This window comes from Synechococcus sp. M16.1 (genome assembly GCF_014279895.1).
Lineage (GTDB): Bacteria > Cyanobacteriota > Cyanobacteriia > PCC-6307 > Cyanobiaceae > Parasynechococcus.
Genome location: NZ_CP047954.1, coordinates 390,478 through 403,543, shown reverse-complemented (window position 1 = coordinate 403,543; position 13,066 = coordinate 390,478). Strand labels below are relative to the sequence as shown.

Here is a 13,066-nt window from a genome sequence, read left to right as displayed (position 1 = left end):
TTTGAATCATGCCCATCCTTCGTCAACCCACCAACAGCCAGCCGGGATCGAATCAGGGCTTTCAGTCTTCCCTGTCCTCCGTTCCTGTTGCCATGTCGATGATGATCGACTCCATGGTGAACATGGTGCAGAACAGCCGTCCTGATCTGAAGGCTGAGACCGACTCCAGCACCAAATGAACATCGAGCAATTTGTTGCTCAAAGCGAGGGAACGTGGCGATCGATGCGATCCGGCCACTCCCTCGCTTTTCAGCAATTTGAAGAAGTCCTCAGTGAAGTTCAGATATCACGGATTGACGCTTCCGATAAAGAGATCAACGACTTAATTCAATCGTCGAGCCTGAGTGAAGGATCAGAGGTTTCGGCACCATTTCGAATGACCTGGGCCGCCGAAAGCGATTGGGAACCTGATGATCCCAATGAGGTGTCATCCGGTTCATGCCTGATTGTGCCCATTCCAAGCGATGACAGCAAAGGAGTTCTGCTGCGGAGTGTTGGCTATGCAGAAGCAGCGCCAGCAGAATCGAGCTACAGCTTTCTCAGCGACGGAACATTTCTGCTCACCACCCAATACGAGCAATCCATCGCCGAGGAACGCATCTGGTTTGTCTCGGAGCATGTTCGCTGCCGCTCCTCCGTGCTGCGCACATCGGCTGGATCAGGTGTGTTGCAAACGTCCTTCGCTTCTGAAGTGCGGCGCCTGAGCAACTGATCCCACGCCAATGTCAGACAACAACGATGCTCTGCTCCTCTTCGCCAAGACGCTCGCAGGGCATTACAGCAATCTTCAACAGTCTCAGGAGAATCCCAAGGATTTCGCTCATATCAATATCTTTTTTCGCCCGCTTCCCTGGGATGTGTTGAAGGCACCTGGATTTTATTCAGAGCAAAGTTATGACCATGATCCTTGGCGGCCCTACCGCCAAGGCATTCATCGATTGCTCCCGGCCGAGGGTGAGACGTTCATCGTTGAGAACTACGGATTCGCTGATCCCATCCGGCTGGCGGGTGCAGGCCAACGCCCTGAACTCCTCAACAGCCTCAAGCCTGAGTCCCTGAAACCACGTTGTGGCTGTGGGATGCACTTTCGTGAGGTTGAGTCCGGTCGATACCTGGGTGAAGTGGAGCCCGGCAAGAACTGCATGGTTCCCCGGGATGGCCGGCTGACGTATTTGGTCAGTGAAGTGGATGTCAACGCCACAGACTGGATCAGTCGCGATCGAGGCTTTGACCCCGACACGGAAGAGCAGCGCTGGGGCTCCGAACACGGGCCGCTGCGGTTCAAACGTGTGGCTCACCTCGGAAACGAGCTGGACCAGAACTGGCTCCAGTGGTGAGCAACCTCCTCGTCTGAGCGGCTAGACGATGTCTGCAATTGAGGCCGAGAAACAACTGAAAACCTGGATCCGGTCGCAGCATCTGATTTGCGAAGGAACCGATTTCATCTTTGAAACGGTGGATCAAACCCACCTCGAAAAATTCGAGCGTTGCATTGAAGCCATCGGTGGACGCGTGCGAAAAATTGCAGCTGCCGGGAACTGGCCGATGGGGCCAAGGCGCACCTTCAAAATCCTTCGCGCCACAGCATCAGTTCCCAGGCCCGGTGGTGAGTCATTGGTGACCTATTGGGCCAAACGCGGCACCACGCGCACCCGCTATGCGGAGATCAGCTGAAGCGATCAATCATCAAACCAGCCAAACCAGGTGGGTTTGCTGAAGTCAGACACCTGACTCCAACTCCGCAACAGCGTGAGCGAATCAATCGCAAAACCCTGGGCTTGGGCCAAGCCAATCACCTCATCTTGGTTCCGTGCTGATTTCACCTGGTCCTTGAGATCAGGCCGTGTTTTCACCAGCTGGATGAACGACGCCAAAGCCGCATCTTTCTCTGCATCCGTCAGGGTGGGTGCCGGGACACTGGCCGGCTGGGCAACGGACTGATCCCGGGTCACTGCAAAATCTGCGGGGCCAAGCATGCCCTCAGATTCAGCACCATCCATCAACAGCGCTCGCCAGCGGGACAATTGACGGAACGCCCAGCTCCAATGGGCTGAATCGGCCCGGTGAACGGAGGCCAGATCGGCATCGGAGGTCTGCAACCAATCCATGGCCAGATATCTCCCCCATTCCGCCAAGGTGATCGAGTATCCACGGATGTTGGCGTAGGCAACGATGTCGTAATGGGAGCCAAGCGTCTTGATTCCCGTTGCTAGCCCGTGATCATCAGCAATTGCCTGGACGAAACGCTCAAGTTCAGAGTTAGCCATCATCAACACTCCTGAATCCAGAGGGCAAAATTAATCTTTTCACAGATCATCTGCAGCACCAAAGGACCGCCCGGGCACTGAAGAATTCGCCAGGGCACCTTTGATTCTGTTACGCCCGAGTCCACCAGAATCTTGGGGGGACGCGTCGCCTGCTCAAGCGGGATAAGCGAGGCAGCCAAAGGGCTTTCAGCCTGCTTCAACAATGCATTGAGATCATCAAGCGAGGCAATTTGATTCAATGCCGATCCGGATTGATGCAATTCAACAAATCGACGGATCTCTTGAGCTGCGCTTTCGGCAACGGCCATTCGGCTTAAGCTTTGGCTGGACGGGATCATAAGCCAAATGAACCATCCTCAGATTTTTCAAATTCTTGATCGGCAATGAGCGAACGCTTCGACACTCTTTTCGCTGGAATGAGTGAAGAGACGGCGATGGAAACGTTGCTCAAGCCGCCTGCCGAGCTGAAGAATCCCGGCCTTAAATATCTCGCCGCGACCCGTCTAGGGGCCTGCCAATCCCCCGAGTCCCTTCAGAGACTCCTGGCAGCCGGAGCCAACGATTCCGACGACCTCTACGAGCGCATCACCCGGCGCAAGGCCCTCGAAGCCCTGGGCCGACGCAAAGACCGCTCAGCACTTCCTGTTCTTCTTGCTGCCCTACAGGCCGATGACGAACCCACCGTCGTCAATGCGGCTGATGCCATCGCCCGGCTCGGCACACCTCTTAATAAGGAAGAGCAAACGGCACTGCTGCAAGCGCTTCAGGGCCCCGACAACCAACGCCGGGCGGTGCTTCAGGCCTTCTGCCGCCTGGGCATGAACGATGCCAGCGGCCAGATCGATCGTTGCCGCAACGACATCAATCCCCTGGTGGCGGGAGCGGCCCATGCCTATGCCGTTCGGGTGCTGGGCGACCAGCAAGGCCTCCAACCGCTTATGGAGCAGCTCCGGGATGACAACCCCGGGCGACGACGGGCCGCCGTGATCGATCTGGGAGATGCGGGCAGGATCGAAGCCCTGGCTCCGTTGATCCGTTGCCCGGTCTCGATGCCCCTGCGCGCCAAGAGTGCGTTTCAGATGGCCACCAGCCAAGCGGGCGCCATTGATCCTGATGCGTCAGATCTGTTGAAGGAGCTGCTTCAGGACGATCCAAGACAGTTGAATCTGGACGGCATTCCAGAAACCGCTGCCGAACCCGAAGCGATCAAGGAGGGACTGCAGCATCGGGACGAAGCCCGCCAGTACGCCGCCGCCAAGGCCTTGATGGCTATGCCCAGGGCAGCGCAACTCGATCAGATCGATGCGTTGCGCTCCAGCCTCGGCAGCGACTACGGCGTCCACTACCTGCTGGCGAGCTGCACCGGGCTGCTGGAGCTGCATGAACGCAGCGACCTGGTGCGAGAGGCACTGGCGGAAACAGCACCGCAATATGCGAAGTCCCGAATCGCGGGCGCCTGGAGCTGCCTGCGGCTGAAGCTGAGGGATCAAACATCAATGTTGGAGGAGGTTGGCCGCAGCCATCCGTGGCAGCCGCTGCAGTGGAGCTGCCGTGAAGTGGCACTCCTTCTTTCTTAAATCGAAGCCACTTCGCACTTTCGTTTTTCTTTCTTTTTGCAGTGCAAATTTGTATTGAGAAGCCTGAAGCAATTGCCCCCATGCCTTGGCAGGCGGCGTACGGTCCCGGGGTGATGCATCGCATCTACCCCCCTCTCCTAAGCATTTGATTATGCTCGACGCATTCTCTAGGCAGGCTGTTTCCGCTGATTCCAGCGGCAGCTTCATCGGTGGCGCTCAGCTGAACGACCTGAAGGCTTTCATCGCCGCAGGCAACAAGCGTTTGGACGCCGTGAACGCCATCACCGCCAACGCTTCCTGCGTGGTGTCCGACTCCGTTGCAGGCATCTGCTGCGAGAACACCGGCCTGACCGCCCCCAACGGTGGTGTGTACACCAACCGCAAGATGGCTGCTTGCCTGCGTGATGCTGAGATCATCATGCGCTACGTCTCCTACGCCCTGCTGGCTGGTGACGCTTCCGTGCTGCAGGACCGCTGCCTGAACGGTCTGCGCGAGACCTATGCCGCTCTGGGCGTTCCTTCCGGTTCCGCTTCCCGCGCCGTGGCCATCATGAAGGCCTCCGCCTGTGCGCACATCACCAACACCAACAACACCACTGGTGAGAAGCGCAAGATGCCTGTGACCGACGGCGACTGCAACGCACTCTCCGCTGAGGCTGCTTCCTACTTCGACATGGTGATCAGCGCCATCAGCTGAACCGCCTGAGATTTTCAAGCACAACCTTCTTTTAAATCAATGAAGTCCGTTCTCACCACCGTCATCGGCGCCGCAGACAGCGGCTCCCGTTTCCCCACCAGCTCCGACCTGGAGTCTGTGCAGGGTTCCCTGCAGCGTGCAGCCGCCCGTCTCGAGGCTGCTGAGAAGATCGCTCAAAACTACGACGCCATCGCTCAGCGCGCTGTCGACGCCGTCTACACCCAGTACCCCAACGGTGCCACCGGCCGTCAGCCCCGCCAGTGCGCCACCGAAGGCAAGGAGAAGTGCAAGCGCGACTTCGTCCACTACCTGCGTCTGATCAACTACTCCCTGGTTGTTGGCGGCACCGGCCCTCTGGACGAACTGGCCATCAACGGTCAGCGTGAGGTCTACAAGGCCCTCAGCATCGACCCCGGCACCTACGTTGCTGGTTTCACCCAAATGCGTAACGACGGCTGCGCTCCTCGTGACCTGAGCCCCCAGGCTCTGACCGAGTACAACGCTGCTCTGGACTACGTGATCAACTCCCTCGCCTGATTCTCAGCCGAGAGATTCGATTCGAACTCCATTGCAGGGGGCGGTTCATCCGCCCCCTTTTTTCATGCTCAACCAGCGGTGGCGTTGCGGGCGGCTCGCGCACGCATCGCCACGAAGGGCTCAGGGTCATCCAGGGCCGACGCCAACTGCGCGGGAGACGCCACCATCGCAGCGGCATAGCGGGCTTCCCAGAACGGCGTCACTTGTGGATCAAGCCATGACGCCACCGTTGTGTCTGGATCCTTCACGAGCTTCAAACCGGCCATGGCCAACACAGCTGCCGGCTTGGATTTCATGAATTGCGGCCGGCGTGTGGTGATGGCCTCCGCAAGGATGAATTCGATCAGGCTGAGGGCCTCATCAGGCCAGGGACCGATCCTTGAAAACAGGCGGATGAAAAAGTAATGCGCCCCATAGTCGTTGTGGGCCTCGGCATGCCATCGCTGCTCCAGAGCCGGCCAGAGCTGCTCCGCTGAATGGTCCTGCAAGGTCTGGAGCGCGAGGTAACTACGACTGAAATCCGTGCCGAAGAATTCCTGAATCAGGAAATCGGCTGAAGGCGGCTGGTCGTAGGCGTGCACCAGTTCCAAGGCTTCCGGTCGATCGACGATCAAGCCATCAAGCAGGTCGATCAGATCAAGACCATCGTTCTGCAGCCGACCCTCAGGCCAGAGCGCACGCAACGCCCGCATCCGAAACACCGGCGAAACAGGTGCGCGCAGGATCTGAGGCAGAAGCTCCCTTGCTCCTGCATTGATCGCATCCTGAATCGCCGACTGGCGATCCATCTGATTGGGCAACAACGTCTGCTCGCCAAGAACGGAGACTTGGTCACGGCTGCCACCCAGACGGATGCTGGCACTGATGGCCGCACCGCGAACCCCCGGCTGATCAGCCGTTTGGAAGCTCGCAATCAACGGCTCCGCTTCGGAGACGTTCAACGCGGCAAGGCTCTGAATCAACACCCGTCGGTTCTGGGCGGGGTCTGACAACAGCTGCTGCAACGCCTCATGAACGGAGGCGTCTTGGCAGTTCAGCTGTTGAAGCGCAAAAGCAGAGTTCTCAACCAGATAGGGGTCGTCGCTGTTCAGGCAGTTGGCGATGGCAGCCATGGCCTCCTGACAGCCCAGCCGTCCCAGCACTTCCACAGCCTTCCGCCGCGCCAATTTGCGTGGTTGCGCTTGCTCCGGATCCATCACCAAGGCGATCAACGCCGTTTCCGTTTCGGGGCCCGGAAAGTTGATCAGATGGGCCGCCGCCATGTAGGGATCACTCTGTGACTCCAGCTCCTCCAGCGGAGTGCTCAGCAGGCGGATCGCATCGCCTTGGGACAGCCCCGGATGGATGTTGTCAAAAGCTCCGGTCAAGGCAGCACGCTCTTGGGGGGGTTAATTCTGCAGGACCCCACAGGCCGCAGGGCGTGGAACTGCTCTCGTAAGGAAGATTGCGAAAGTCTCGAAAATCCCAGCAGCTGCGGCATCTTCAACGCAGTCACATCGCCTGCCATGGGACCCACCCTCGCCACATCAATTGCTGTACGAACAGGGATTGAGCCCGGTTCGCGCCCTTGGACGGCACGCTCAGTGCGGGTGCCGTTTGCACAGCTCTGCCGCAGCATGCAGTCGATGCACAACCGTGGCCTTGCCATTGACTCGGTGGCGTTCTCCTACGCCTCCGGTGAAGCCAGCGCACCGGCCCCAGCAGCCGCACCCGTGGCCGCCGTTACAGAGGAGGCTCCCAAAGCTGCGGCCAAGAAGCCAGCCAGACGCGCCGGACGTCGCAAGCGCGGCTGAAGTCAGCCCGGGCGATCAATCACCTGGAAGATGCCATCGGCCGGCCGGCCGGCCGTGAGTCCACTCCAATTGATCGCCTGCAGGAAACCGTCTGGATCGCGGGTTTCCACCACATCCACACCCCAGCCGCCCTGCTGAAGCGGGGCGCCGGGCGTTCCCTCAGAATCCTTACGACCACCAAGAGCCATGACGGCATGGTCGGTGGATTGCCCCTGATCAGCGCGGATCTTTCGCCAGGCCTGACTGATCTCTTCAGCCAACTGTCCTGGAGTCGCCGTGGACTCGAGGCTGATCTTCCAATGCGGGTGGCTGAGCGCTTCCGACGCTGTCACCGAATTGCACTGCTCCGCCAACGCCTTGGCCAGGGCATCAAAGGCGAGAGGAGGCACGGCGGAATCCTGGATCTGCAGGTTGTGGGAAAGGACGAATCGGGTCACAACAAACAGTGCAGTCCGGTGACCTTAGCGATGGGAGAAACGGATAATGAATGGCTGCTTCAGCCTTGCCGTGACCGAATCGATGTCTCCCGTAAGCAGCCCTGAAACGATTCAGCTGAGCGAAGAGGAAGCCGAGCAACTGGCTGAGGAGCTGAAGCAACAACTGCGTCAGGGTGAGCGTCTCGCTGGTGACACCCAGGCAATCGAGCGCATGGTGGCCGGCCTGGGAGACCGGCGTGGACTGCTGCGCCTCACCTTTGCCGAAAGCCTCGGCACCGTTGGCGGTGCTGCCGTTCCAGCCCTTTGCACCGCGATGTGCGACCACGAGAACGTGACGGTGCGCCGCGCGGCCGCCAAGACACTGACGTTGATTTCCGATCAACGCGCCCTTCCATTTCTCCTGAAGGCCCTGCTTAACGATGCCGATCCGGTCGTCCAGGGATCGGCCGTTGGCGCCATGGCAGCGATTGGCCCCGCTGCCGTTGACGGATTGCTCGACATCCTGGTGGACACCGGAAGCACCCCGATGCAGACGGGCCTGGCCAGCTGGGGCCTGGCTTTTGTGGGCGCACGGGCCCCGGAGGCCTTACGCAAGGCGGCCCAATCACCCCATGCCCAGATCCGCACGGCAGCCATCGCCGCCCTCGGGGATCAAATACAGAACCTTGGTGATGAGGATGCGCGTCAACTGCTCACCAATGCCCTGAGGGATCCAGATGAAGACGTGCGGGCTGAAGCGACAACCCTGATGGGCAAGCTCAACGAAAGCGAATGGGCCACCCCACTGCTGCTGCCGAACCTGCGGGACGAAGCGGCACTGGTTCGCAAAAATGCTGCGTTATCGCTGATGAAACTGGAGGACCCTTCCGTGATCAGCCAACTCGAGGAGTGCATGGAGACGGAAAGCGACCCGTCAGTCGCTGTGGTGCTGAAACTTGCTGTGAATCAGCTCAGCCGCGACGATTGAACCCAGACGCGTGCGTCGTTCACGTAATGTCACATCCGTGGTGTTCGCGTCGAGCACTGCATGCGCAACTACGGGACGAAGGCTGAGGGGCCTTCGTCCCGTATTTTTTGCTTATCGGCTGCTCTCCAGACGGCCGAGGGAAGCTTCCACCATCTGCCGGCACAGCGGATCGGTGGAGGGATCAGCCAGCACCTCTCTGAGACAGGCTTCCGCACTGGGATCGGGAATTTCAGCCAACGCCATGGCAGCTGACTGCACATGGGCGATGTTGTCTCCCTTGCAGATCTGAATCAGCAACGGAAGCGCTTGAACACCCACCTGGCCAAGAGCCATCACCGCCGACTGCGACACCACGGGAGAGTCGTCCGACAGTGCCTTCTCCAGCACAGCCATCGCGGCAGGAGAGAAGGTCTGATCCGGGTAGTTGGATGCAATCTGGGCGTAGGCCTTCACGCAGCTGGCGCGCACCGTGCCATCCGTACTGGCTTCAAACAGCTCCGCCAGGGGTTGCAGTGCTGTCGCACCAAAGGCTCCGAGCCCTCGCACAGCAGCGCGACGCAAGGACACATCGGGTTGATCCAACAGCGAGATTAGGCGTGGCATCGACTCGTTTGGCCAATGGTCAACCATCGCCAAATAGGCCTGGGTCTGCAGATGGGGGTTGGGATGGGCCAGATCCGCGAACAACGCATCCAGATCCGGACGTTCAACCTGCGACTGCGAAGTCATCAGAACTTAAAAACTGCAAAGCCCCCTGAACAGCAGGGTTATTTGCAGCCTAAGTGGAGCACTGCTGCCAATGAACATCATTCAAGTTGAACGACATCCGTCGACATGAGCATTAAAAAAGGAGGCCTTTCGGCCTCCTGATTCCTATGAATGAGTGACGCGAAACAGATGCTCAGGAAAGAGCGTTGATCACGTAGTCCAGGTAGGACTTGAACTCGTTCAGAGCCTGGGGGCTCATGTCGCGAGGAGCGCAAGCGCGATCGCGGGTGTAGGTCAGAGCTTCGACGTAAGGACCGGTGGGCAGACCCAGGGTGCGGTACACCTCACGAGCGCCGGCGATGCCCCACTCGTCCAGAGGGCCGGTGCCGCCGACAACCAGGCAGTAGTTGATCAGGCGCAGGTAGTGGCCCAGATCGCGGTAGCACTTGTCCACCTTGGTCTGGTTCTCACCAGCCTCACCGGGCTGCTTGAGGTAGGGGTACTTGTTGAAGCAGGCATCGCCAGCTTCCTTGGTCACGGCGTCGAGGCCAGCAGCCAGCTTTTCAGCGGCTTCCAGGCGAGCGGCGGCGCGTTGGATGTTGCCCTGGACGGCCTCGAGGTCGTTCTGGGAGGGGAAGCGACCGGCTGCGTCAGCAGCGGTCACAACGGTGGTGACGACGGATTTCATCGTGGAGATCCTTTAGATGGAGGTTGGTGTTGAGGAAATGGGAAAACCCGATTGACTCAGGCGACGGCGCTAATCACGCGATCGAAATAAGAGGCAGCCTCAGCAACAAGAGCGGAGCAATCGCCTTGAGCGGTCTCCATCTTGCGGAACTTGGTGCCACCCAGTGCAGGGGTGTTGGTCTCACCAATGTGAGCAGTGGCGGAGGCCTTCATGATGGCCACAGCGCGGGCAGCGGACTGGGTGGGAACGCCCAGAGCGATGTAGGTCTCCTTGAGGCCGTTCAGGCAGCGGTCATCCAGCACGGATGCATCGCCAGCCAGCAGGGCGTAGGAGATGTAACGAAGAACGATTTCACCGTCACGCAGGCAAGCAGCCATGCGGCGGTTGGGGTAGCAGTTACCACCAGCCTGGATCAGGCCAGTGTTCTCGCAGATCATGCCGGTGACTGCATCGGACACGATGCAGGAGGCATTGGAGGTGATGGCGTTGACAGCGTCCAGACGCTTGTTGCCTTCAGCAACGTACTGACGGAGGGCGGCGATATCGCCAGCACCGACAGCCGCAGTTTTGGCGTCAGCACTGACGACGGAACGGGAGAATGCGTCGAGCATTGGAAAGCCAGACAAGGGGGAGGGAATGCTTCTCGACTACCAGGCGCGAAACGACGGCGTTTTTCTCAAAAAGAGAATCGAGCTGAACGTTTCAGGCTTGGCCTGCGAAGCGCTCAAAAAAAATAACTGGGTCAACAGTCCACCCCTGCGGAAGGGGGCTGTTCACGCAACGGTTCGTCACTTAGCCGACAAATATTGCGAGTTGATGCAGAACTCTCCAGCGGCGATAGGGCCATCTGGCAAGGAAGCAGAGCGCTGTTCCGGCTTGCATTCAGGTTTTTCAACCCACGTCTATTAATAAGTAGGCCACAGGAAAGGCATCACCAGCAGATCCCTGATGCGGCTTACCCTCTTGCCACCGCTGAGCACCGATGGCCGAACCCACGCTGCAAGAACTGAACGATTCGATTGCCGAACTCGAGGCGTACCGCAACCGCCTGCGCGATGACGTGATCGCCATGGGGAAAAAGCTGAAGCTGCCGCAGAAGCGAATTGACGCCACTGTTGCGGAGCATGCTGAGCTGCAACGGCTGGAAGAGGTGCTGGAGCAACTGCTCAAGCAGCAAAAGATCATGACCAACGCCTGAGCGATGACGTCGTTTGAGCCGCCAATGACCATGGCGGACTTCCTCAAGGCCAGCCGCGGCACCTGGTTGAACCGCCGCTCGATTCATCACCTCGACCATCAGGACGATGAAGCGGCTGATTCCAATCTGGTGATCGAGCCATTCGATGCCTCCGACCCCGTTGTGCAGCGCGTCTGTGACGCACTGCAGGTGGCGACAGACCGCGCCGCCGGTGGAGGCCGCTTCTGGTGGGAAAGCAACCTCAAAAAAGCGGTTCGAAACGACGACTACGCCGCCGTGATCGTCGATGTGCCTGAACAGGGCAACCCCCGCAAGGGCTTTTTGCTTCGAGACGTCGGTTACGTCGAGAAGAAATCCGTGGTGAGCACTTACGCCTTTGCCGACGACGGCGTTCTCACCATCACGACGCGCTACGACACGAACGTGGGAACCGAGCGTTGCTGGTTCGTGACCGATCAGGTGCGCATGCGCGTGAGTTCCGTGCAGTGCCTCGATGGGGTGTCGATGACGACTTACTGCACTGAACTGCGCTGCCCCAGCGACGACGACATCAAGGCCATGGCCGACAAGGCCCGCCAGGTCGCTGACTCACCCGTGCTGGAGACCACACACTGATGTTCGATTCCTTCCTCAACCAACTGCATCAGGGCATTCAGGAGCGGGGGGGGCAACCTTCTGCTGTGCCCGAGGGATTGCAACACTGCCAATCCAGCAAAAGCGGCGGCAAGATCGAAAGCTGGCTCTGGAATGTTCCAGGCTTCCGCCGCTGGCGCGTCACCAGGCTCGATGCCGGCGACAGCCTGCAGGTTCTCAACTCAGTGGCCTATCCCGAACACGGCCTTGACCACCCGCTCATGGGGGTGGACCTGCTCTGGTTCGGCGCCCGTCAGAAATTGGTGGCCGTTCTCGACTTTCAACCGCTGATTCAGGACAAGGAGTACCTGGAGCGGCACTTCACAGGACTCAGGGCGCTGCACGAGCAGTTCCCCGAGCTGAACGGTGAGGAAACCATGCGCTCCTTCGATCCCAACCAATACTTCTCCCCTTGGTTGCTGTTCTGCCGCGGCGGTGCCGACGAAGCGGAGGGATCGCTTCCCCAAGCTTTCGATGCCTTTCTCTCGGCCTATTGGTCAATGCATGACCAGGCCAAAGGGCATTCAGCACTGGCGGCATCCGAGGTGGAACGACTCCAGAACGCCTACGACGTCTACAGCGCTGAACGCGATCCAGCCCACGGTTTGTTCACCAGTCACTTCGGCAAGGACTGGTCCGACCGATTCCTGCACGAATTCCTCTTCCCCGCCAGTCAGCCCGCATGAGCCTCCCCCTCCGCACATCGAGTCTTGATCCTGTCCAGATCCCTGGATGGCGCTGGCAACCTTTTCTCGACACCGCCGTCGCTGCTCTGGCCCCTCTGCAGCCGAAGCCTTATCCGATGGCAGAACGATTCCTGCAGAAAGAGGGGAGCACGGGATCCAAGGCGAAACCCGTCCCCGTCAGCACGGCCACCTGGGCCTGCTCAACCGAGAAGCTGCGCCAGGTGCGCTGTGCCTGCGTGGAAGCCGGTGCCGCTGCATCGGTGCTCAATTTCGTGATCAACCCCAGCAGCCGTTTTGATCTTCCGTTCTTCGGAGCCGATCTGGTGACGCTGCCCAACGGGCACCTGCTCGCTCTTGACCTGCAACCTGTCGACAAGACAGACCCCGATCACACGGGACCGGTTTGGCAGCGACTGATGCCGTTGTTCGAGCGCTGGCGCGCCGAACTACCCGACGGTGGCCCCATCCCTGACGAGGCACAGCCGTATTTCTCACCTGCCTTTCTCTGGACCCGGATCCCGCTGGGGGAAGAAGGTGATGCGCTGATTGACCGCGTGATCCGTCCGGCCTTCGCGGACTACCTCCAGCTCTACCTAGCGCTGGTGGAGGAGGCGCAGGCTGTAAACGATGAGCGTGCGGCACTCCTGCTCTCGGGCCAGAAGCGCTACACGGCCTATCGCGCCGAGAAAGATCCGGCTCGCGGCATGTTGACCCGCTTCTACGGCAGCGAATGGACGGAGTCATACATCCACGGCGTGCTGTTTGACCTCGAAGAAGCCGCCGCCACTTCCTTGTCGCCGCAAGGGAGTTAAGCATTATGAACAGCTTTCGGGAGGCTCCCGAGCAGTTGGTCAGAATCGCGGACGTCGGGATCGAGG

General features: G+C 59.6%; 21 protein-coding genes. 14 read left to right on the top strand and 7 right to left on the bottom strand.

Going from position 1 to position 13,066, the window contains the following annotated elements; translation table 11 throughout:
- Positions 1-8: 8 nt before the first annotated feature.
- The 4 genes from SynM161_RS02165 to SynM161_RS02150 are packed head-to-tail and all read left to right on the top strand — an operon-like array spanning position 9 to position 1,674.
- Positions 9-179, top strand: a complete 171-nt coding sequence (locus SynM161_RS02165) for a hypothetical protein (RefSeq protein WP_186541851.1) — start codon at positions 9-11, stop codon at positions 177-179.
- The gene (locus SynM161_RS02160; RefSeq protein WP_186541850.1) at positions 176-712 is read left to right on the top strand and encodes a phycobiliprotein lyase; all 537 of its coding nucleotides are present in this window, start codon (positions 176-178) and stop codon (positions 710-712) included. The genes SynM161_RS02165 and SynM161_RS02160 overlap by 4 nt, the downstream gene beginning before the upstream one ends.
- Before the next feature lie 10 nt (positions 713-722).
- Positions 723-1,337, top strand: a complete 615-nt coding sequence (locus SynM161_RS02155; RefSeq protein WP_186541849.1) for a chromophore lyase CpcT/CpeT — start codon at positions 723-725, stop codon at positions 1,335-1,337.
- 28 nt (positions 1,338-1,365) lie between these two features.
- The gene (locus SynM161_RS02150) at positions 1,366-1,674 is read left to right on the top strand and encodes a CpeR family transcriptional regulator (protein ID WP_185186247.1); all 309 of its coding nucleotides are present in this window, start codon (positions 1,366-1,368) and stop codon (positions 1,672-1,674) included.
- Between the two features lie 5 nt (positions 1,675-1,679).
- Here SynM161_RS02150 and SynM161_RS02145 read toward each other — a convergent pair whose 3' ends face one another.
- Together SynM161_RS02145 and SynM161_RS02140 are read right to left on the bottom strand one after the other, a co-directional pair.
- A complete protein-coding gene (locus tag SynM161_RS02145) occupies positions 1,680-2,267 on the bottom strand; it encodes a Nif11-like leader peptide family natural product precursor (protein ID WP_186541848.1) in 588 nt (195 codons plus the stop codon).
- A gap of 2 nt (positions 2,268-2,269) precedes the next feature.
- Positions 2,270-2,575, bottom strand: a complete 306-nt coding sequence (locus tag SynM161_RS02140; RefSeq protein ID WP_186541847.1) for a hypothetical protein — start codon at positions 2,573-2,575, stop codon at positions 2,270-2,272.
- Positions 2,576-2,683: 108 nt separating this feature from the next.
- On the opposite strand from SynM161_RS02140, the gene SynM161_RS02135 reads away from it, so the two are divergent.
- From SynM161_RS02135 to mpeA, 3 genes are all read left to right on the top strand, one after another.
- Positions 2,684-3,844 (top strand): HEAT repeat domain-containing protein, encoded by a 1,161-nt coding sequence (locus SynM161_RS02135; protein WP_370593098.1) that lies wholly within the window; start codon positions 2,684-2,686, stop codon positions 3,842-3,844.
- 151 nt (positions 3,845-3,995) lie between these two features.
- Positions 3,996-4,541, top strand: a complete 546-nt coding sequence (locus SynM161_RS02130) for a bleomycin hydrolase (RefSeq protein ID WP_186541845.1) — start codon at positions 3,996-3,998, stop codon at positions 4,539-4,541.
- Positions 4,542-4,580: 39 nt separating this feature from the next.
- Positions 4,581-5,078 carry a class 2 C-phycoerythrin subunit alpha gene (mpeA, locus tag SynM161_RS02125; RefSeq protein WP_043695066.1) on the top strand — a complete coding sequence of 166 codons (498 nt, stop codon included), beginning with the start codon at positions 4,581-4,583 and terminating at the stop codon, positions 5,076-5,078.
- A 68-nt stretch (positions 5,079-5,146) separates the two neighbouring features.
- On the opposite strand, the gene SynM161_RS02120 is transcribed toward mpeA, so the two are convergent.
- Positions 5,147-6,445: a HEAT repeat domain-containing protein gene (locus SynM161_RS02120; RefSeq protein WP_186541844.1), complete on the bottom strand. Its 1,299-nt coding sequence runs from the start codon at positions 6,443-6,445 to the stop codon at positions 5,147-5,149.
- Between the two features lie 138 nt (positions 6,446-6,583).
- Between SynM161_RS02120 and SynM161_RS02115 the strand changes: the two genes are divergently transcribed.
- A complete protein-coding gene (locus SynM161_RS02115) occupies positions 6,584-6,871 on the top strand; it encodes a hypothetical protein (RefSeq protein ID WP_186541843.1) in 288 nt (95 codons plus the stop codon).
- Between the two features lie 2 nt (positions 6,872-6,873).
- Here SynM161_RS02115 and SynM161_RS02110 read toward each other — a convergent pair whose 3' ends face one another.
- Positions 6,874-7,308: a DUF2656 family protein gene (locus SynM161_RS02110; RefSeq protein ID WP_186541842.1), complete on the bottom strand. Its 435-nt coding sequence runs from the start codon at positions 7,306-7,308 to the stop codon at positions 6,874-6,876.
- An 82-nt stretch (positions 7,309-7,390) separates the two neighbouring features.
- Between SynM161_RS02110 and SynM161_RS02105 the strand changes: the two genes are divergently transcribed.
- Entirely contained in the window at positions 7,391-8,275 is an 885-nt protein-coding gene (locus SynM161_RS02105; protein WP_255441866.1) for a HEAT repeat domain-containing protein, read from the top strand.
- A gap of 111 nt (positions 8,276-8,386) precedes the next feature.
- On the opposite strand, the gene SynM161_RS02100 is transcribed toward SynM161_RS02105, so the two are convergent.
- The 3 genes from SynM161_RS02100 to cpeB form a co-directional block, all read right to left on the bottom strand.
- Entirely contained in the window at positions 8,387-9,004 is a 618-nt protein-coding gene (locus tag SynM161_RS02100) for a HEAT repeat domain-containing protein (RefSeq protein WP_114987348.1), read from the bottom strand.
- Between the two features lie 172 nt (positions 9,005-9,176).
- Complete coding sequence (cpeA, locus tag SynM161_RS02095) at positions 9,177-9,671, bottom strand: class 1 C-phycoerythrin subunit alpha (RefSeq protein WP_011932400.1); 495 nt, start codon at positions 9,669-9,671, stop codon at positions 9,177-9,179.
- A 56-nt stretch (positions 9,672-9,727) separates the two neighbouring features.
- Positions 9,728-10,282, bottom strand: coding sequence for a class 1 C-phycoerythrin subunit beta (gene cpeB, locus SynM161_RS02090; protein WP_186541840.1), 555 nt, complete (start codon positions 10,280-10,282; stop codon positions 9,728-9,730).
- Between the two features lie 25 nt (positions 10,283-10,307).
- On the opposite strand from cpeB, the gene SynM161_RS02085 reads away from it, so the two are divergent.
- From SynM161_RS02085 to SynM161_RS02065, 5 genes are all read left to right on the top strand, one after another.
- Positions 10,308-10,580 carry a hypothetical protein gene (locus tag SynM161_RS02085; RefSeq protein ID WP_186541839.1) on the top strand — a complete coding sequence of 91 codons (273 nt, stop codon included), beginning with the start codon at positions 10,308-10,310 and terminating at the stop codon, positions 10,578-10,580.
- 73 nt (positions 10,581-10,653) lie between these two features.
- Entirely contained in the window at positions 10,654-10,869 is a 216-nt protein-coding gene (locus SynM161_RS02080) for a hypothetical protein (RefSeq protein WP_186541838.1), read from the top strand.
- A gap of 3 nt (positions 10,870-10,872) precedes the next feature.
- Positions 10,873-11,484, top strand: coding sequence for a phycobiliprotein lyase (locus SynM161_RS02075; protein WP_255441865.1), 612 nt, complete (start codon positions 10,873-10,875; stop codon positions 11,482-11,484).
- On the top strand, positions 11,484-12,188 hold the full coding sequence (locus SynM161_RS02070; protein ID WP_186541837.1) for a 15,16-dihydrobiliverdin:ferredoxin oxidoreductase: 705 nt from the start codon (positions 11,484-11,486) through the stop codon (positions 12,186-12,188). The genes SynM161_RS02075 and SynM161_RS02070 overlap by 1 nt, the downstream gene beginning before the upstream one ends.
- Positions 12,185-13,000 carry a phycoerythrobilin:ferredoxin oxidoreductase gene (locus tag SynM161_RS02065; RefSeq protein WP_186541836.1) on the top strand — a complete coding sequence of 272 codons (816 nt, stop codon included), beginning with the start codon at positions 12,185-12,187 and terminating at the stop codon, positions 12,998-13,000. The genes SynM161_RS02070 and SynM161_RS02065 overlap by 4 nt, the downstream gene beginning before the upstream one ends.
- Positions 13,001-13,066: the final 66 nt, after the last annotated feature.

What these genes read in the sequence shown, in the direction of transcription:
- SynM161_RS02165 (WP_186541851.1), top strand. Translation starts at nt 9, where the DNA reads ATGCCCATCCTTCGTCAACCCACCAACAGCCAGCCGGGATCGAATCAG.
- SynM161_RS02160 (WP_186541850.1), top strand. Translation starts at nt 176, where the DNA reads ATGAACATCGAGCAATTTGTTGCTCAAAGCGAGGGAACGTGGCGATCG.
- SynM161_RS02155 (WP_186541849.1), top strand. Translation starts at nt 723, where the DNA reads ATGTCAGACAACAACGATGCTCTGCTCCTCTTCGCCAAGACGCTCGCA.
- SynM161_RS02150 (WP_185186247.1), top strand. Translation starts at nt 1,366, where the DNA reads ATGTCTGCAATTGAGGCCGAGAAACAACTGAAAACCTGGATCCGGTCG.
- SynM161_RS02145 (WP_186541848.1), bottom strand. Translation starts at nt 2,267, where the DNA reads ATGGCTAACTCTGAACTTGAGCGTTTCGTCCAGGCAATTGCTGATGAT.
- SynM161_RS02140 (WP_186541847.1), bottom strand. Translation starts at nt 2,575, where the DNA reads ATGGCCGTTGCCGAAAGCGCAGCTCAAGAGATCCGTCGATTTGTTGAA.
- SynM161_RS02135 (WP_370593098.1), top strand. Translation starts at nt 2,684, where the DNA reads ATGAGTGAAGAGACGGCGATGGAAACGTTGCTCAAGCCGCCTGCCGAG.
- SynM161_RS02130 (WP_186541845.1), top strand. Translation starts at nt 3,996, where the DNA reads ATGCTCGACGCATTCTCTAGGCAGGCTGTTTCCGCTGATTCCAGCGGC.
- mpeA (WP_043695066.1), top strand. Translation starts at nt 4,581, where the DNA reads ATGAAGTCCGTTCTCACCACCGTCATCGGCGCCGCAGACAGCGGCTCC.
- SynM161_RS02115 (WP_186541843.1), top strand. Translation starts at nt 6,584, where the DNA reads ATGGGACCCACCCTCGCCACATCAATTGCTGTACGAACAGGGATTGAG.
- SynM161_RS02105 (WP_255441866.1), top strand. Translation starts at nt 7,391, where the DNA reads ATGTCTCCCGTAAGCAGCCCTGAAACGATTCAGCTGAGCGAAGAGGAA.
- SynM161_RS02100 (WP_114987348.1), bottom strand. Translation starts at nt 9,004, where the DNA reads ATGACTTCGCAGTCGCAGGTTGAACGTCCGGATCTGGATGCGTTGTTC.
- cpeA (WP_011932400.1), bottom strand. Translation starts at nt 9,671, where the DNA reads ATGAAATCCGTCGTCACCACCGTTGTGACCGCTGCTGACGCAGCCGGT.
- cpeB (WP_186541840.1), bottom strand. Translation starts at nt 10,282, where the DNA reads ATGCTCGACGCATTCTCCCGTTCCGTCGTCAGTGCTGACGCCAAAACT.
- SynM161_RS02085 (WP_186541839.1), top strand. Translation starts at nt 10,308, where the DNA reads ATGCTTCTCGACTACCAGGCGCGAAACGACGGCGTTTTTCTCAAAAAG.
- SynM161_RS02080 (WP_186541838.1), top strand. Translation starts at nt 10,654, where the DNA reads ATGGCCGAACCCACGCTGCAAGAACTGAACGATTCGATTGCCGAACTC.
- SynM161_RS02075 (WP_255441865.1), top strand. Translation starts at nt 10,873, where the DNA reads ATGACGTCGTTTGAGCCGCCAATGACCATGGCGGACTTCCTCAAGGCC.
- SynM161_RS02070 (WP_186541837.1), top strand. Translation starts at nt 11,484, where the DNA reads ATGTTCGATTCCTTCCTCAACCAACTGCATCAGGGCATTCAGGAGCGG.
- SynM161_RS02065 (WP_186541836.1), top strand. Translation starts at nt 12,185, where the DNA reads ATGAGCCTCCCCCTCCGCACATCGAGTCTTGATCCTGTCCAGATCCCT.